The sequence below is a fragment of the Franconibacter pulveris genome (genome assembly GCF_056780215.1).
The window spans coordinates 3,675,461-3,693,326 of the sequence record NZ_CM165555.1 but is presented as its reverse complement, the minus strand read 5'-3'; the positions used below and the strand labels follow the sequence as shown (position 1 = coordinate 3,693,326).

Below are 17,866 nucleotides of genomic sequence, written 5' to 3'. Positions count from 1 at the left end.
CTCCATGTGTTTGTCATCGCTTACTTTTTGGCGTTATATGATGGATAATGCCGGGATACAGAGAGACCCGACTCTTTTAATCTTTCAAGGAGCAAAGAATGCTGATTCTGACTCGTCGAGTTGGTGAGACACTCATGATTGGGGATGAGGTGACCGTGACTGTGCTTGGGGTAAAAGGAAACCAGGTACGTATCGGTGTTAACGCCCCGAAAGAAGTTTCTGTACACCGTGAAGAGATCTACCAGCGTATCCAGGCTGAAAAATCGCAACAGTCCAGTTACTGAGTTATCGCGTCTCGCTGAGAGCTGGCGAGGCGCCCCCTTTTTCTTGCCTTATTTCCCCCTTCAGTCGTCTCTTCGCGATTTCCTTTTCCTTGCCCTGATCCTTCCCGGCACGCTTTTCTATGTTGATAAAACACCCGTTTTGTTGGCAAAGCAGGCGGATTGTTTGTGAAATGTGCAAACGATTAAGGGGCGGGAAAAATTGTTTGACTTATAAGTCTCAGAAAGTAATATGTGCGCCACGCAGCGACGATGAGCAGAAACAAGTTCTTCGAAGCACTCGTAAGAGGCGTGTGGTGAGGTGGCCGAGAGGCTGAAGGCGCTCCCCTGCTAAGGGAGTATGCGGTCAAAAGCTGCATCGGGGGTTCGAATCCCCCCCTCACCGCCATTTTGCATCCGTAGCTCAGCTGGATAGAGTACTCGGCTACGAACCGAGCGGTCGGAGGTTCGAATCCTCCCGGATGCACCATCTTCTTCCATGTTGTCAGCAATGACAGTGTGGCATGGCAAACGGTATAGCCGTAAGCCAGAAGCGAAGCAGTAAAATCCCGATGCATCCGTAGCTCAGCTGGATAGAGTACTCGGCTACGAACCGAGCGGTCGGAGGTTCGAATCCTCCCGGATGCACCATACTTCTCCATGTTGTCAGCAACGACAGTATGGCCTGGTAAGCGGTGATAACCGCGAGCGCCAGGGAGGATAACGCTGCTTCAGCAGCGGCCCGTAAGGGGAGGCGAAGCCGAATAATCCTCCCGGATGCACCATCTTCCTCCATGCTGTCAGCAAAGACAGAATGGCATGGCAAGCGGTGATAGCCGTAAGCCAGAAGCAAAGCAGTACAATCCCGATGCATCCGTAGCTCAGCTGGATAGAGTACTCGGCTACGAACCGAGCGGTCGGAGGTTCGAATCCTCCCGGATGCACCATACTTCTCCATGTTGTCAGTAAAGGCAGTGTGGCCTGGTAAGCGGTGATAACCGCGAGCGCCAGGGAGGATAACGCTGCTTCAGCAGCGGCCCGTAAGGGTGAGGCGAAGCCGAATAATCCTCCCGGATGCACCATACTTCTCCATGTTGTCAGTAAAGACAGTGTGGCCTGGTAAGCGGTGATAACCGCGAGCGCCAGGGAGGATAACGCTGCTTCAGCAGCGGCCCGTCAGGGTGAGGCGAAGCCGAATAATCCTCCCGGATGCACCATCTTCTTCCATGTTGTCAGCAAAGACAGTGTGGCATGGCAAGCGGTATAGCCGTAAGCCAGAAGCAAATCAGTAAAATCCCGATGCATCCGTAGCTCAGCTGGATAGAGTACTCGGCTACGAACCGAGCGGTCGGAGGTTCGAATCCTCCCGGATGCACCATCTTCCTCCATGCTGTCAGCAAAGACAGTATGGCGTGGTAAGCGATGATAACCGCGAGCGCCAGGGAGGATAACGCTGCTTCAGCAGCGGCCCGTAAGGGTGAAGCGAAGCCGAATAATCCTCCCGGATGCACCATTCTTCCTGATCGTCAGTAAAAGCAGCTGACATGATAAGCGACCCACCGCAATCATCTACTCCCTCATGTTATTAATAAAACTCCTGTTCTCTTTTCGCGTCCTCCTTCTCTGTTAGCTTCTAAGCCTTTAAGCCACCTCCTAAAAAGCGACAATCTTTCCTGTTTACGTTAAAGTAACATCCTTACCTTTAGTGAATGAGGGCATGATGTACGATCGTTACGACGGGCTGATTTTCGATATGGATGGCACCATCCTCGATACCGAACCGACTCACCGTAAAGCCTGGCGCGACGTGCTGGGACGCTACGGCATGCATTACGACGAAGAAGCGCTGGTGATGCTTAACGGTTCGCCAACCTGGCGTATCGCTCAGACTATCATTGAGCTTAATCAGGCCAATCTTGACCCTCACGCACTGGCGCAGGAAAAAACAGCAGCGGTGCGCTCGATGTTGCTGGATACCGTGCAGCCGTTGCCGCTGGTCGACGTGGTGAAAGCCTGGTATGGCCGTCGTCCGCTTTCTGTCGGCACCGGCAGCGAAAGCGATATCGCGGAAGCCTTGCTCAATCACCTTGGTCTGCGAAAGTATTTCACTGCCGTTGTCGCGGCCGATCATGTTGAAAACCATAAACCCGCCCCCGACACCTTTCTGCTCTGCGCGAAATTAATGGGCGTGGCGCCGGAAAAATGCGTGGTGTTTGAAGACGCCGATTTCGGCCTCCAGGCCGCGCGCCTTGCCGGGATGGATGCGGTGGACGTTCGCTTATTGTGAGCGACGTACTGTCGCTCGCTTCCCTGTTCGCGAGTAGTTTTCTTAGCGCCACGCTTCTGCCGGGCAGTTCAGAAGTGGTATTGGCGGCATTGCTGCTCGCCGAGAAGAGTCAGCCCTGGCTGTTAATTTTAATAGCAACAATCGGTAATAGCCTCGGAGGGCTGACTAACGTTATTCTTGGACGGCTTTTGCCGCAGCGCGAATCATCGCGCTGGCAGCGAAAAGCGCTCGCTTTGCTGCAACGATTTGGCCCGGCGGCGCTGCTACTAAGCTGGTTACCTGCGATAGGCGATCTGCTCTGCCTGCTGGCAGGGTGGCTGCGTCTTTCATGGGGACCGGTTATCTTCTTTTTGTGCCTTGGCAAGGCGCTACGCTATCTGGTGGTGGCCGTAGCGACGTTACAAGGGATAACGTGGTGGCACAATTGAATTGCTTGAGTGACCTTTAATCGTCAACCATTACAATTATGCTTAATAAAAATGATTTCGACAGGCGGGAGGTCAAATTGATCCCGGACGTATCACAGGCGCTGGCCTGGCTGGAAAAACATCCTCAGGCATTGCAAGGCATTCGCCGCGGTCTGGAGCGTGAGACGCTGCGCGTTACGCCCGAAGGCCAGCTGGCGACCACCGGCCATCCGGAAAGCCTGGGTTCAGCGCTAACCCATAAGTGGATCACGACGGACTTCGCCGAAGCCCTTCTTGAATTTATCACGCCGGTTGATGGCGATATCGACCATATGCTGACCGTCATGCGTGATATTCATCGCGTCACGGCGCGGGCGTTGGGCGATGAGCGCATGTGGCCGCTTAGCATGCCTTGCTATGTTAAAGACGGGCAGAACATTGAGCTCGCCCAGTACGGCACCTCTAATATCGGGCGGTTTAAAACGCTGTATCGCGAAGGGTTGAAAAACCGCTACGGCGCGCTGATGCAGACTATCTCCGGCGTGCATTACAACTTCTCGCTGCCGATGGCCTTCTGGCAGGCGAAATGCGGCGTGCAGGATGCGCAAAGCGGCAAAGAAGCGATCTCCGCAGGCTACTTCCGCCTTATTCGCAACTATTACCGTTTTGGCTGGGTGATCCCGTACCTGTTTGGCGCTTCGCCTGCGATTTGTCCTTCGTTTCTGCAAGGCAAGCCGACGACGCTGCCTTTCGAAAAGACCGAAAGCGGCATGTACTATCTGCCTTACGCTACCTCGCTGCGCCTGAGCGATCTCGGTTATACCAATAAGTCGCAAAGCAATCTCGGAATTACGTTTAACGATTTGCAGACCTATGTGGCAGGACTGAAGCGCGCGATCAAAACCCCTTCCGAGGAGTATGCGCGCATGGGGTTAGTGAAGGATGGCAAGCATCTGCAAATCAACACCAATATATTGCAGATTGAGAACGAGCTTTATGCGCCAATCCGTCCGAAACGCGTGACCCGCGAAGGCGAATCGCCGTCCGATGCGCTGCTGCGCGGCGGTATCGAATACATTGAAGTGCGTTCGCTCGACATTAACCCTTTCTCGCCGATTGGCGTGGACGAGCAGCAAGTGCGCTTCCTGGATCTCTTTATGGTCTGGTGCGTGCTGGCCGATGCGCCGGAAATGAGCAGCGACGAGTTGCTCTGTACGCGTAAAAACTGGAACCGCGTGATTCTGGAAGGGCGTAAGCCAGGCCTGACGCTCGGAATGGGCTGCGAAACCGCACAGCATCCGCTGAGCGAAGTCGGTCAGGATCTCTTTAAGGATTTGCGACGCGTCGCCGTCACGCTTGATAACATCGCCGGCAATCATGAATACCAGCAGGTCTGCGACCAGCTTGTCGCCTGCTTTGACGACCCGGAATTAACCTATTCGGCGCGTATTTTGCGTTCTATGATTGATAATGGCATCGGCGGCACCGGCCTTGCGCTGGCGGAACAGTACCGCGCCATGCTGCGCGAAGAGCCGCTGGAAGTGCTTTCGGAGGAGGATTTCGCGAAAGAGCACGACGCCTCCTGGCAGCGCCAGCGCGAAATTGAAGAAAACGACCGCGAGCCGTTTGAAGCGTGGCTGGCGAAGCAGGCCTGAAAAAGAAAAAGGCCACATCACTGTGGCCGAATTTTCATCTCTGTGAACAGGGATGATGATAACAAATGCGCGTCTTTCATATGTTCAGACTCGCCCCGGAACCAAGAGTTCAGTTTAATTTAAAAAAAATCACTTATCGGAGGTGACCAGATGCCGTTATTGGATAGCTTCACTGTCGACCATACCCGTATGGAAGCGCCTGCTGTTCGCGTAGCCAAAACGATGCATACGCCGCACGGGGATACCATTACCGTTTTTGACCTGCGTTTTTGCGTGCCGAACAAGGAAGTCATGCCGGAGAAAGGCATCCATACTCTGGAGCACCTGTTCGCAGGCTTCATGCGCGATCACCTGAACGGCAACGGCGTTGAGATTATCGATATCTCTCCGATGGGCTGCCGCACCGGCTTCTACATGAGCCTTATCGGCGAGCCGGATGAGCAGCGCGTAGCGGATTCGTGGAAAGCCGCGATGGGGGATGTGCTGAAAGTGAAGGATCAGAACCAGATCCCAGAGCTGAATGTGTATCAGTGCGGTACTTATCAGATGCACTCGCTGCAGGAAGCGCAGGACATTGCGCGCCACATTCTGGATCGTGATGTTCGCGTGAACAGCAACGAAGAGCTGGCGCTGCCAAAAGAAAAGCTGCAGGAACTGCATATCTAGTCAGTGCCCGTCATGTGAAAAAGGAGACCTTTGCGTCTCCTTTTTTATTTTCAGCAGAATGTTTTGTTACTGATAATCATTTATAAAAAATAACCCCCAGGTGATTATCTAAAAACGGAACGGCTAAAAACCAGGCATGACCTGTGAAGGGGGAATTAACATTTTTTTAAGCAAGGTTATTCTTAAGTCATTATTCTCATCGGAAGTAAAATAGCTTACTTTTATTTTTGCTCTTAGCCCGCTATTTCTGTTTCGCTTTTTTCAGAAGCCACTTATTCTGTCTGGCCGCCAGGCGCACGGCCTTATCAGCCGCCGCCTGGCGAGCCTGAAGTACTGTCAAAGCATCCTATTATCTGTTCCTGTCGCATAATTTTTTCGCCGGGCGAAAAGTGAAGCGGGGAGCAATAATAATAAGATGCATTACGCCGGAAATACGGATAATCGATGATGAGATGGCTGGCAATAAAAGAGAATACTCCACTATTTACCTCTTCCGCAGGCAGCACCACCTCGGTGGTAAAGCGTTCGCTGATGTTTATGCTTTCCCTGTTAGGTGCTTTTTTCCTGATAGCTATTCTGGCGCTGTTGCATATTGCCTGCGACATCAATAACCGTGCCGATGATCAGAGCCGAAACCTGTTGCAAAAAGCGCTGCAAAATCAGGAAGCGACCATAAAAGTTCACACGCAGGATTATGCCGAGTGGGGCGAGTCTTATTCGCATCTGCATAAGACGCTGGATACCGACTGGGCCTGGCAAAAACAGAACCTTGGCGCCTCGCTTTTCGAGGACTTTCACTACGAAGCCATTTTTGTCCTCGGCCCGGGCGGCGATACGCGCTACGCCGTGGTGAACGGCAAGCGCGCCCGTCTTACGCTTGAGCAGTGGGCGGGCTCGCATCCGCAGGCGGCTTTGCGGGCGGAACTTGCCAGAAAGCCTGGCGAACCCGCGGCGCTCTCGCTTGCCGTTAACGGCCAACCGGCGCTGGTGGCTGCCGCCTGGATAACCACGGGCGGCGATGAGGATGTGCAGCCGCTGCCAGGCCCGCCTTCCATGCTGGTGTTCATAGACCAGCTGCGACCGGCTGAGTTACGCGAACTGGGCGAAGAGTACGGCATTCGCGAGCTGCATGTACAGACTGAAGCGTCCAGTAAGGCGGATTACCGGCAGGTCGCTTTACCGCTCGCGCTTTATAACGCGCCGATAACTCTGGCGTGGCGCAGCGAAAACCCTGGCCGCAACCTGCTGGTCGTCGTGCTGCCGCTGCTGCTGTCCATTTTGCTGTTGACCGCGCTGCTGGCCGCCTGGTTGATGCGTAACGCGCTGAATAAAGCCCGGCTAAACGACGAAAACCATTTTCTGCTGGAGCAGAGCCGTCAGGCGCTGGCGGCGAGCGAAAGGCGCTTTCGCGACGTGGTGGAAGCGACCACCGACTGGATCTGGGAAACTGACGACCAGCTGCGCTTTACCTGGATCTCAGAGCGTTTCCCGGTCATTACCGGCCACCGTATTGACGACTGGCTGGGGCGTCCTATAACGCAGTTTATTGAATGCGAGCAGATTGAACTTGCCGACTGGCTCTTGCAACCGGGCCAGACCGCGCACCGTGGGCTGACGCACTGCCGCTATTTTTCCGCGCAGGGCCATCAGCGCTACTGCAACCTGGTGGCAAAACCAACCACCACGGCTGAAGGCGAGCTGAGTTATCGCGGCACCGCCACCGACGTCACGCTGGAGGTGGAAGCGCAGGCAAGGGTGCAATACCTCTCGCGACACGACGAGCTGACTGGCCTGCCGAATCGGGTGCGGATGAAGGAGTTTCTGGAAGGGAAGCTGCAATCTATGCCTACCCGCAACCATCCGCTGGCGATGATTAGCCTCGACCTCGACAAATTTAAGCCGGTCAACGATCTCTTCGGCCATGGGGTAGGGGACCAGGTGCTGCATCAGGTTTCTGAGAGGCTGCGCGCCTGCCTGCGGGAGTTCGACCTGGTGGCGCGCCAGGGCGGCGATGAGTTTATCCTTATTATTCCGGATATCGAACAGAAGCAGGATCTCGACCAGCTTTGCGAGCGTATCATCCGCGAAATCCGCCGCCCGCTCTATATTCAGGAACATGAGATTTTTATCGGCGCCAGCATGGGCATCGCCCTGGCGCCGCAGGATGCGGTAAACGCCACCGATTTGCTGCGCTACTCCGACATCGCCCTGTACAAAGCGAAAAGCGCCGGGCGTAACGGCTGGGTTTTCTACAGCGCCGATATGGAAGAGCAGATTGTTCAGCGGCGCGAAATGGAAAAAAGCCTGCGCGAAGCGCTGAAAGAGGATCAGTTCCGCCTGGTTTATCAGCCGCGTTACGACATGAAAGCGGGCCGCGTGGTGGCGGTAGAAGCGCTGCTGCGCTGGCATCATCCCCTCCATGGCCTGTTGATGCCGGATCAGTTTATTCCGCTGGCGGAAGAGACCGGGATTATCATTTCGCTCAGCGACTGGGTGCTGAACACGGCTTGTCGCGATGCGCAGCATGAACTGCAGGGAATGTCGGTCTCAGTAAATATTTCCGCCGTGGAGTTTCAGACCAGCGGGCTGGTGGGCCGCGTGCGCGACGCGCTGCGGGCGTCGAAGCTTGACCCGGCGCGTCTGGAGCTTGAAGTCACCGAAAACGCTACGCTCTGGAACCCGCAGAGCAGCCTTGAGATCATGAATGGCCTGAAGGCGCTGGGGGTGCGGCTGTTAATCGACGACTTCGGCACCGGTTATTCGTCGTTAAGCTATCTGCGCAACTTCCCGTTCGACGGCATCAAGCTCGATAAATCTTTCGTGGCGGGCATGCCGCATTCAGAGAACGCGAATAATATCGTTGAAAATATGATTGGGCTTGGCAAAGCGTTTTCGCTCAGCATCACCGCCGAAGGGGTGGAGACGCCGGAGCAACTGGAGCAATTGAAGATGTACCAGTGCGACGAAACGCAGGGTTACCTGATTAGCCGTCCGATGCCGCTTGAAGAGCTGAAAGCGCAAATAGAGAAGCGCTAAAAGAAAAACCCGCCCGGCCAGGCCGTAAGCGGGTTTTTTCGTTAGTGAGCGCCGCCGCCCCCTCCGCCTGCGCCAAACGGCGGACGGGCGAACCAGATAAGCCCCAGCAGCACCACAAACATGCCGGCAGAGACCCAGAAGATTTCGTTAGCGGAGATAATCAACCCCTGGTTGGTTATCTGCTGGGCGATATACCCGGAAGCCTGCTGCTGCGTCATGCCCATCCCCTGCAGCTGGTCGTACATCTGCTGGGCGTTCGGGTTATAAGGCGTGACCGACTCGGTAAACTGCGCGTGGTGCAGCGACTCGCGGTTCGTCCAGAGCGTCGTGGTAATGGAGGTGCCGATAGAGCCCGCCAGCGTACGCACGAAGTTCGACAGGCTCGACGCCGCCGCCAGCCGCTCCGGCGGCAGGCCGGAAAGGGTGATGGTGGTGAGCGGCATAAAGAAGCAGGCCACCGCAAAACCCTGAATAAACTGCGGCCACGCCGAAGCGCCAAAATCCATGCCCGGCTCAAACGTGTAAGCGCGCCAGTAGAAGCAGACCGCGTACATGATAAAGCTGAAGGTCACAAGCTTACGCATGTCGAGCTTATGGGCGAAGCGGCCGATAATCGGCGAGAGGATGACCGGAATAACCCCCACCGGCGCCGAAGCGAGCCCCGCCCAGGTGGCGGTATAGCCATAGACCTCCTGCAACAGCTGCGGCAACAGCACTATCGAGCCGAAGTAGAGCATATAGGCGAGGCTGATGCAGAGCACGCCGATGGTAAAGTTTCGCGACTTAAACAGCGAAAGGTCGACTATCGGGTGTTCGTCGGTGAGTTCCCAGACTATCAGGAAGCAAATCGACACCACCGCCACGACCGCCAGCACCACCACTTCCGTGGAGTTAAACCAGTCGAGCTCTTTACCGCGGTCGAGCATCATCTGCAAACAGCCAATGCCCGCGACCAGCAGCGCCAGGCCTACGGCGTCGATGCGCCGCTGCTCGGTGCGTGTCTCGCGATCGCGCAGGGTTTGCAGCGTCATCAACACCACGGCGACGCCAATCGGCACGTTGATGAAGAAGATCCAGCCCCAGTGATAGTTATCGCTGATCCAGCCGCCGAGAATCGGCCCGCAGATAGGCGCAACGATAACCGTCATCGACCAGAGCGCCAGCGCGACGGAGCGTTTGGCGGGCGGGTAGTTGCTCAGCAACAGGCTCTGCGAAAGCGGGATCAGCGGCCCGGCGACAATCCCCTGAATCACGCGGAAGAAAATCAGCATGGTCAGGCTGCTGGAGACCCCGCACGCCCAGGAGGCGATGGCGAAGGCGATGGTTGACCAGACGAAGAGCTTTACCTCGCCGACCCGTTTGGCAAGCCAGCCGGTTATCGGAATAGAGATAGCATTCGCCACCCCGAACGAGGTAATAACCCAGGTGCCCTGGCTCAGCGAAGAGCCAAGGTTACCGGCGATGGTCGGGATAGCCACGTTGGCGATGGTGGAATCCAGCACCTGCATGAAAGTCGCCAGCGACAGGGCGATGGTCATGATGACCAGTTTCGCCCCTTCAAGCGGTTTACGTTGTTGCATACCACCTCCGCGGATTAGTCCGCGTTCGCCTGCACAATGTCGTTGATCAGTTTGTTAACCGGCTCAAGGCTGATTTCACGCGCGTTGCTTTCATACGCGGGCTGCTTGCGGCTCTGGGTGGCGAGGACGGCGCCGTCGCGGTTGGTGGTGTCCACCTTCACCAGCGTGGAAAGGCCGATGCGCAGCGGATGTTGCTCCAGCTGTTTGGCGTCGATTTCCACGCGCACGGGCAGACGCTGCACCACTTTGATCCAGTTGCCGGTGGCGTTCTGCGCAGGCAGCAGCGAGAAGGCGCTGCCGGTGCCCATATCCAGGCCGACGACTTTGCCGTTGTAGGTCACTTCGTCGCCGTAGATATCGCTCACCACGGTGGCAGGCTGGCCGATGCGCATATGCGCAAGCTGCGTCTCTTTGAAGTTCGCATCCACCCACAGGTTAGTGGCGGGAACAATCGCCATCAGCGGCGTGCTGGAGCTAATCTGCGCGCCTACCTGAACGGCGCGGCGGGAGACGTAGCCGCTCATCGGGCTGACGATTTTGGTGCGCTGCAGCGCAAGCCAGGCATTGCGCACTTCGGTCGCCGCCTGCTGCACCGCAGGCTGATCTTCAAGCTTCGTGCCGAGGATCATCGCCTGGTTGGCATTATATTGCTGCACCGCCACATCAAGCTGCGCCTGCGCGCTTGCTACCGCGTCGCGGGCATGCTGCAACTCTTCACGGCCGATCAGGTTGGCGCTGCCGAGCGGCACGCGACGGTTAAGGTCGCTCTGCGCCTGGGCGAGCTGGGTTTTTTGCAGCTCGATGTTGGCCTGGTACTGTTTGCTGTTGATCATCAACTGGCGGGTCTGGCGTACGCTTGAAGCAAGCTGCGTCTGCGCGCGCTCGAAGGCCTGCTGGGCGTCGGTCGGGTCGAGGGTGACCAGCACGTCGCCTTTATTAACAAAATCGGTGTCTTCCACCCAGACTTTGGTCACGCTGCCGGTCACCTGGGACATAATCTGCACCTGGTTGCCCGCCACGTAAGCGTCGTCGGTTTCCTCGTAATGACGCAGCACTAAAAACCAATAGATCCCATATGCCACGGCAATAATAACAAAGAGCAAAGTCAGTAAGAGCAGGGCGCCCTTGCGTTTCCCTTTCTTTTTGACTGGTTGCTGCGGGGTCTGGCTCTCCGCATTTGCGCTCATGTTTCTCTCCACGTTCTTCTTATTTTCTTTTGTTATCGGCTGTGCCGACCGGTTTTAGCCAGACAGGCCAGCAGTATCCTGCTGGCCTGTCGTGTCAGTCTTTTTGAAATAATGCCAAACGCGCTGATGGGAAATTAGCGCACCGCTTCAAGCACGCTTTCGTCTTCATCCATCTGGTCGAGACGAGTCAGCAGCTTACGCGTGATCTGCTCGAGCTGCTCTTTCTCGCTTGCGCTTAATGAAGACCAGAGCTGGTGCAGGCAGTTATGCTGCGGCGGCAGCACCTGGCTTAAAAAGTCCTGGCCTTTGGCGGTCAGGTGCAGGTGCAGACAACGGCGGTCGTTGTCACTTTCGCGGCGCTCAATCCAGCCGCGCTTTTCCAGTTCATCGGCGATGCGGGTGGCGTTGGTGCGGGAGGAACCCAGCGCGCAGCTCAGCTCGCTTGGCTGAATGCTGTGGTTTTCCTGCGACTCAAGCGTAATCAACGCCATAAACAACGTCTCGTTAATCCCTTGAGCTTTTAGCATCTTATTGCGATTTTCCAGCAGCTTGCCCTGCATATGCATACACAAGCGGGTGAGCAGAATTTCCTGATAAGGAAAATCCTCGTAGCGGCTGGCGCGGAATTTCAGCATTTGTTCAATGGGCGTAAACGAACTATCCATTTGGGCATAACCTCATTAATTACAGCCGATATAATAACTATTGTGACAAATAAATCAAACATATTAATCACGGTTATTCATCAGCAAAATCTATAAAAACATCAGGAGTTTCCAGGCAATTCCATAGCCCAGAGCACTCAACAGCGTGGGAAAAATAATGCTGCGAGTCTTGTAGTAACTCACTCCCAGAACCGCAAAGCCAACAAGCGTCGGGAGCAAACGGCGAGTATCGTGAAGGATTTCCGGTACGCTGGAGACCACCAGCAGCGCACAGATAGACGCGATACCAATTGTGTCGAGCAACACGCGGGTCGCTCCACGTTTTGCCGGGGACGCCGCGCTGGCACGCAGGCGCAATGGCAAATAGCGAAAAAGATAGTTAACGCACCCGACCAGCATGCCGAGCAGCAGCACGTCAGTGCGCATTGTCGGCCTCCTTGCGAAGGTGTTCCACCAGCGCCGTCAGGCAACCGCAGACGATGCCCGCGAGAATCGCGGCGGGAATGGAAAAGAGGGTAACGCCAAGCAACGCGCCTGTCAGCGAAGCCGCGACGCTCAGGCTCTGTTTGCGCTGAAAAGAGGCGAGCAAAAAGCTCATAAACAGCGCAGGCAGCATAAAACCGAGCGCCGCCTCGACGGCGGGATAACCTTCCAGCAGTCCGCTGCCGGAGTAGGCGCCAACAAGCGTGCCGAGAACCCAGGAGAACCACGAGCAGAAGGCGATGCCGAGCATCCAGTTTTCTGTCCAGCGGCGGTTATCGCGCACCAATTTGGCGGTGGCGGCGGCAAACACTTCGTCCGTCAGGCCAAAGGCCCAGACCGCCGTTTTCTTTTTATTTAACGTATGATGTATACGGGTGCGCAGCGAAGGGCCGTAAAGCACGTGCCGCACATCCATCGCCATGACGGTTAACGCGGCGACCCACAGCGAGCTGCCCGCCGCCAGCATGGCGGTAATCACAAACTGGCTGGCGCCTGCGTAAATAATGCAGGAGAAGAAAACGCTTTCGAGTGGTGAGAACCCCAGGCGGGTGGCGTTCAGCCCAAAAGCGAACGCAACGGGGAGATAGCTGATAACCACCGGCAGACTGTCTCTGACCCCTTCCCGCAGCGTCGCTTCGCTGCCGGTGTGGGTCACGCTAAGGGGTGCAGGGCTTTCCATATTAGTTATTGATAAATCACCGGCGTTAAAATCACTCGAATGAATAAGTCTACATAACCTTAACAGACTGTTAGCGCCCTTAACACCCTCAATTGCCCGTCGTGCGCCTTGAAGCAACGATTAATGCAGGTCATCCCCGCTCTGACGGTGATAGCCTAATCCCCATACCACCAGATTTAGTAGGCCCACCGTCGCGCCCGCAAGGCAGACGCCGTTCCACCCGCCGTGCTGCCATGCCCAGGCCGACAGCAGCGAGCCTGCCGCGCCGCCGATGAAATAGCTGGTCATATACCCGGCGGTAAGGCGGTTACGGGCGTCTGGGTAGAGCCGGTAGATAACGCTCTGGTTAGTGATATGCACGCCCTGCACGGTGAGGTCCAGCACCAGGATGCCGACTATCAGCGCGATAACGCTGAACTGGCCGAGCGCCACCGCCGCCCACGAGAGCAGCAGCAGAATAAGACCGATGGTGGTGGTCAGGTGCGCTTTGCCTTTATCGGCAAGCCCGCCTGCCGGACGCGCGCCCAGCGCGCCCGCCGCGCCGGCAAGGCCAAACAGGCCGATGGTCCCTTCAGAGAAGTTAAACGGCGGCGCGGCGAGCAGAAAGGCCATCGAGGTCCAGAGAATGCTGAAGTTAGCGAAGGTGAAACAGCCGAGCAGGGCGCGGGTGCGCAGCAGCTTGTCGCGGGTAAACAGCGAGAAAACGGAGGCCAGCAGCTGCGGGTAATTAAGGTGCGTGTTCTGCTTCACGGCAGGCAGACCGCGCCAGAGGGCGAGGGCCATAATGACCATCAGCGCCGTAGCCACCCAGTAAACGGTGCGCCAGCCGCCAAGGCTTGCAAGCAGCCCCGCCACCGTGCGCGCCAGCAGGATGCCGAGCAGCAGGCCGCTCATGATAGTGCCCACCACTTTGCCGCGTTTTTCCGGGGCGGCAAGGGTGGCGGCAAGCGGCACGAGAATCTGCGCCACGACCGAGAAGAGACCGGTCAGGGCGGTGCCGAGGATCATCATCGAGAGCGACTGGCTGCTGGCGGTGATAAGCATCCCGGCGGCGGCAAGCAGCGTCATCGAGACAATCATCTTGCGGCGCTCGAACATATCGCCGAGCGGTACGAGGAACAGCAGCCCGGCGGCGTAACCCAATTGCGCCGCGGTGACGATAAACCCGGCCTGGCCTGCGCTAAGCGAAAAGGCGCGGGCGATGGTATCCAGCAGCGGCTGCGCATAATAGTTGCTGGCGACGGTCAGGCCGGTGGCGACAGACATCAGCGCGATAAGCGCCGGGCTAAGCCCTTGAGATTTTGTAGTCATTGGTCTTTTTGTTGTGGGTAAATGCGTGGGCGATGCGCCCTTGCCATGGGGCAATATCATAACGAAACAACACCATAGCGCCATATTGTTGAGGAGTTGTTACGTGTCGGATTGTGCCTTTTGGCGCAGGCGCAGCGCCATTTAGCATCGCGTGACGTCGCAGGAGGGTGAGCGAAGCGCCGCCCGCCGGCAAAGGACAGCAGGAACGTTTATCGCCGCCCTGAAACAAAACACCCGCCATAAAGGCGGGTGTTTTTCAAAACGCGTAAGCCATTACTTCTGCGCGGCCAGCGCTTCTTTGATCCAGCCGTCGAACTGCTGCTGGTGGGCTTTGATCCAGCCGTCGACATGACCCTGGATATCCGCCTCCGAGGATTTGCCGCTATGCATCATCGCGTTCTCGGCGTTGATGTCAGTAATCGGCAGCTTCATCACCGCGAACAGCTTCGCGGCCGCCGGGTTTTTCTGTGCCCAGGCTTTATTGGCGACGATGTGCATGGTGTTCACCGGGAAGCCATAGTTCGCGCCGTTCGGCAGTTTGGTGTCGATATCTTTCTGCTCGCCCGGCAGTGAGGAGAACGGCACCTGCAGCCAGACCACATCTTTGCCCGGCTTGAGCACGTCGCTCACCCAGTACGGCGTCCAGGTGTAATAAAGCACTGGCTTGCCTTCTTTGAAGCGGGCGATGGTGTCGGCCATCATCGCTGCGTAGTTGCCGTGGTTCACGGTGACGGTTTTCGCCAGGTCGAACGCTTCATTCTGATGGTTAATCACCGCTTCGCAGCCCCAGCCCGGCGTGCAGCCCATCATGTCCGCTTTGCCGTCGCCGTTGCTGTCAAACAGCTTCGCAATCTTCGGGTCTTTCAGCTGCGCGATGTTGGTGATGTGATACTGCTCGGCGGTTTTTTTGTCGATAAGGTAACCCTGCGCCGCGCCGGTGACATAAACCCCTTCGCGGTAAAACTTTTTGTCGCCGCCTGCCGCCGTGTACATATCGTCGTGCAGCGGCTGCCAGTTCACGGCGGTAAAGGTCGCGTCGCCGGAGGCGATAGAGGTATAGCCAACGTTGTAATCCACTTCGCTCGGCTTGTTAACGGTGTAGCCGAGCTTCTCCAGCGCGCGGCTCACAATCAGCGTCTGGAATGACTCTTCAGAGATAGTGCTCTGTATCGGCTGTACGGTAATGCCTTTGCCCGGCAGGTCGGCGGCGAAAGCGGTGGTGCTAACGAGTGTGGCAAAAGCTGTGGCGCAAAGAACAGAATGTCGCATCGTTATTCCTTTTATCGGTATGAATGGCGGCAGCACGAACTGCCTTCAGGAAAGGGACCCGGCGAACGACGTCGCCGGGCAAACTGCATTAACGGGTGAACGGGCGGGTCAGCAGACCCAGCGGCCCGGTGGCGTACCAGCGGCGGTTGCCTTTACTGCGCGCGTCGCGGCCGACCGCCTGGGTCAGACGGTCCAGGATAATCGCAAGGATAACAATCCCCACGCCGCCCACGGTGGCAAGGCCCATGTCGAGACGGCCGATGCCGCGCAGCACCATCTGACCAAGCCCGCCGACGGCGATCATCGAGGCGATCACCACCATCGAGAGCGCCAGCATCAGCGTCTGGTTAATGCCCGCCATGATGGTCGGCATCGCCAGCGGCAGCTGCACCTTAAACAGCATCTGGCGCGGGCTTGAGCCGAACGATCGCGCCGCTTCGATCAAATCCTCCGGCACCTGGTTGATGCCAAGGATAGTCAGGCGCACTACCGGCGGCAGGGCGAAGATAATCGTCACCACCACGCCCGGCACGTTGCCGATGCCGAACAGCATGACGATCGGCACCAGATAAACAAACGCGGGGGTGGTCTGCATCGCATCCAGCAGCGGGCGAATAATTTTCGACGCTTTCGGGCTGCGGGCGAGCCAGATGCCCATCGGCAGGCCAATCACCACGCAAAAGAGCAGGGCGGTCAGCACCAGCGCCAGCGTCACCATCGCCTGCGACCAGGCGCCAATCGCGCCGATGAGGACGAGCGAGATAAGCGTCGCCACGCCCATGCCGACGCTTGAAATCTGCCAGGCGAGCAGCGCGAAGATAATAATCGCCACCGGCGCCGGCATGCCCAGCAGCAGTTGCTGGAAAGCGCTCAGGATGTAATCCACCGGCACGCGAATACCCTGGAACAGCGGGCGGAAGTGCATCACCACCCAGTCGATCCCCTGCGTTACCCAGCTGTCGAGCGGGATCAGCGTCTTGTGGAACGGATCGAGAATATTGAAATGCTCCGGCTGCGGCGCAGGCGCGCTGTTGAGCCAGTCGGCGCTGCCGCTTTCGGGCGCAGGCGTCGGGCTGCTCCACGCGTCGGCGCTGCTAGCCGCGGCGCTGGTCTCCGTCGCGCTGGTCGCGCCGGTATCCCACGGATTGTTTTGATCAGCCATTGTTTGCCCCCTCGCGATCTAAAGCCTGTAGCAGCATTCCTTTGGAGATAATGCCGATGTACTGTTGCGCTTCGCCGACCACCGGCACGGCGCAGGGCGCCATCCCGACCGGCGAAAGCAGTTCGCTAAGCGGCGTTTCGGCGCTCACCGCCGCAGGGGCGTCGAGCAGGGCGTTATCCAGCCCCTGGCCTGCCGCCAGCGCCGCTTTGAGGGAATCAATCGACACGGTGCCGACAAATTTATTGCCGCGCTCAATCACATAGCCAAATTCCCGGTCCTCATCCTGCAATAATTTAATTGCCGAACGCGGGCCGAAACCTGGCGTTTTGCGCAACAGCCCCACCGGTGTGCGGCGGGCAATATCTTTGGCGCTGAAGACCTGGCTAATATCCACGCCGCGAAAGAACGTGCGCACGTAATCATTTGCCGGATTATTCAGAATTTCATCCGGCGTGCCGACCTGCACTACTTCGCCGTTTTGCATAATGGCGATGCGGTCGCCAATACGCATGGCTTCATCAAGATCGTGAGAAATAAAGACGATGGTGCGCTGATGTTTCGCCTGTAATTTAATTAATTCGTCCTGCATTTCATTACGAATTAATGGGTCGAGCGCCGAGAAAGCTTCATCCATTAATAAGATATCGGGATTAATGGCGAGCGCGCGGGCGAGGCCGACGCGCTGGCGCATGCCGCCGGAGAGTTCATCCGGATAAGCGTGCGCGTAATTTTCAAGGCCAACCTGGCGCAGCGCGTCCAGCGCTTTTTCCTGGCGCGCTTTCGCCGCCACACCCGCAAGCTCCATGCCGAAGGCGGTATTATCCAGCACCGTCATGTGCGGCATCAGGGCAAATGACTGAAAGACCATCGCAATCTTTTTCTTGCGCACCTCGCGAAGCTCGGCGTCTGAAATCCTGGCGATATCGACGCCATCAATCAGCACCTGCCCGCGGGTGGGTTCAATCAGGCGATTGAGAAGGCGAACCAGGGTGGATTTTCCGGAGCCGGACAATCCCATGATCACGAATATCTCGCCTTCTTCAATGGCCAGAGTGGCGTCTTTTACGCCAACAGACAGCCCGGTCTTTTCCAGAATTTCTGCTTTCGACAAACCTTTATCTATATATTTAAAGGCGCGATGAGGATGTTCCCCAAATATTTTATACAGGTTTCTAATTTCTAATTTAATTGCCATGCAATATCAGTGTTCCCGTTATTT

At 56.8% G+C, this 17,866-nt stretch carries 15 protein-coding genes and 5 tRNA genes; 11 read left to right on the top strand and 9 right to left on the bottom strand.

Features of this window, described 5'->3' with window-relative positions; translation table 11 throughout:
• Positions 1-98: 98 nt before the first annotated feature.
• From csrA to ACU4F7_RS17375, 11 genes are all read left to right on the top strand, one after another.
• Entirely contained in the window at positions 99-284 is a 186-nt protein-coding gene (gene csrA / locus ACU4F7_RS17425) for a carbon storage regulator CsrA (protein WP_000906486.1), read from the top strand.
• A gap of 292 nt (positions 285-576) precedes the next feature.
• Positions 577-669, top strand: a tRNA-Ser gene (locus ACU4F7_RS17420).
• A gap of 4 nt (positions 670-673) precedes the next feature.
• Positions 674-750, top strand: a tRNA-Arg gene (locus tag ACU4F7_RS17415).
• Between the two features lie 84 nt (positions 751-834).
• Positions 835-911, top strand: a tRNA-Arg gene (locus ACU4F7_RS17410).
• A 219-nt stretch (positions 912-1,130) separates the two neighbouring features.
• Positions 1,131-1,207, top strand: a tRNA-Arg gene (locus ACU4F7_RS17405).
• A gap of 354 nt (positions 1,208-1,561) precedes the next feature.
• Positions 1,562-1,638: transfer RNA gene (locus tag ACU4F7_RS17400), tRNA-Arg, on the top strand.
• 342 nt (positions 1,639-1,980) lie between these two features.
• Positions 1,981-2,547, top strand: coding sequence for a fructose-1-phosphate/6-phosphogluconate phosphatase (gene yqaB / locus ACU4F7_RS17395; RefSeq protein WP_029590953.1), 567 nt, complete (start codon positions 1,981-1,983; stop codon positions 2,545-2,547).
• The gene (locus tag ACU4F7_RS17390; RefSeq protein WP_481637436.1) at positions 2,544-2,975 is read left to right on the top strand and encodes a YqaA family protein; all 432 of its coding nucleotides are present in this window, start codon (positions 2,544-2,546) and stop codon (positions 2,973-2,975) included. The genes yqaB and ACU4F7_RS17390 overlap by 4 nt, the downstream gene beginning before the upstream one ends.
• Positions 2,976-3,052: 77 nt before the next feature.
• Positions 3,053-4,609 carry a glutamate--cysteine ligase gene (gshA, locus tag ACU4F7_RS17385; protein WP_481638751.1) on the top strand — a complete coding sequence of 519 codons (1,557 nt, stop codon included), beginning with the start codon at positions 3,053-3,055 and terminating at the stop codon, positions 4,607-4,609.
• Positions 4,610-4,759: 150 nt separating this feature from the next.
• Positions 4,760-5,275: an S-ribosylhomocysteine lyase gene (gene luxS / locus ACU4F7_RS17380; RefSeq protein ID WP_029590950.1), complete on the top strand. Its 516-nt coding sequence runs from the start codon at positions 4,760-4,762 to the stop codon at positions 5,273-5,275.
• Positions 5,276-5,719: 444 nt separating this feature from the next.
• Entirely contained in the window at positions 5,720-8,311 is a 2,592-nt protein-coding gene (locus ACU4F7_RS17375) for a bifunctional diguanylate cyclase/phosphodiesterase (RefSeq protein ID WP_481637435.1), read from the top strand.
• A gap of 41 nt (positions 8,312-8,352) precedes the next feature.
• Here ACU4F7_RS17375 and emrB read toward each other — a convergent pair whose 3' ends face one another.
• The 9 genes from emrB to proV form a co-directional block, all read right to left on the bottom strand.
• A complete protein-coding gene (emrB, locus tag ACU4F7_RS17370) occupies positions 8,353-9,891 on the bottom strand; it encodes a multidrug efflux MFS transporter permease subunit EmrB (RefSeq protein WP_029590948.1) in 1,539 nt (512 codons plus the stop codon).
• A gap of 14 nt (positions 9,892-9,905) precedes the next feature.
• Positions 9,906-11,078, bottom strand: a complete 1,173-nt coding sequence (gene emrA / locus ACU4F7_RS17365) for a multidrug efflux MFS transporter periplasmic adaptor subunit EmrA (RefSeq protein ID WP_029590947.1) — start codon at positions 11,076-11,078, stop codon at positions 9,906-9,908.
• Between the two features lie 134 nt (positions 11,079-11,212).
• On the bottom strand, positions 11,213-11,743 hold the full coding sequence (mprA, locus tag ACU4F7_RS17360) for a transcriptional repressor MprA (protein ID WP_481637434.1): 531 nt from the start codon (positions 11,741-11,743) through the stop codon (positions 11,213-11,215).
• Positions 11,744-11,833: 90 nt separating this feature from the next.
• Positions 11,834-12,169 carry an L-valine transporter subunit YgaH gene (gene ygaH, locus ACU4F7_RS17355; RefSeq protein ID WP_481637433.1) on the bottom strand — a complete coding sequence of 112 codons (336 nt, stop codon included), beginning with the start codon at positions 12,167-12,169 and terminating at the stop codon, positions 11,834-11,836.
• On the bottom strand, positions 12,159-12,905 hold the full coding sequence (locus ACU4F7_RS17350; protein ID WP_029590945.1) for an AzlC family ABC transporter permease: 747 nt from the start codon (positions 12,903-12,905) through the stop codon (positions 12,159-12,161). The genes ygaH and ACU4F7_RS17350 overlap by 11 nt, the downstream gene beginning before the upstream one ends.
• 120 nt (positions 12,906-13,025) lie before the next feature.
• Positions 13,026-14,216 carry an MFS transporter gene (locus ACU4F7_RS17345; RefSeq protein ID WP_481637432.1) on the bottom strand — a complete coding sequence of 397 codons (1,191 nt, stop codon included), beginning with the start codon at positions 14,214-14,216 and terminating at the stop codon, positions 13,026-13,028.
• 273 nt (positions 14,217-14,489) lie between these two features.
• Positions 14,490-15,485, bottom strand: a complete 996-nt coding sequence (gene proX, locus ACU4F7_RS17340; protein ID WP_029590943.1) for a glycine betaine/L-proline ABC transporter substrate-binding protein ProX — start codon at positions 15,483-15,485, stop codon at positions 14,490-14,492.
• An 88-nt stretch (positions 15,486-15,573) separates the two neighbouring features.
• Complete coding sequence (gene proW, locus ACU4F7_RS17335) at positions 15,574-16,647, bottom strand: glycine betaine/L-proline ABC transporter permease ProW (RefSeq protein ID WP_481637431.1); 1,074 nt, start codon at positions 16,645-16,647, stop codon at positions 15,574-15,576.
• The gene (gene proV / locus ACU4F7_RS17330; RefSeq protein WP_029590941.1) at positions 16,640-17,842 is read right to left on the bottom strand and encodes a glycine betaine/L-proline ABC transporter ATP-binding protein ProV; all 1,203 of its coding nucleotides are present in this window, start codon (positions 17,840-17,842) and stop codon (positions 16,640-16,642) included. Before proV ends, proW begins: the two co-directional genes overlap by 8 nt.
• Positions 17,843-17,866: the final 24 nt, after the last annotated feature.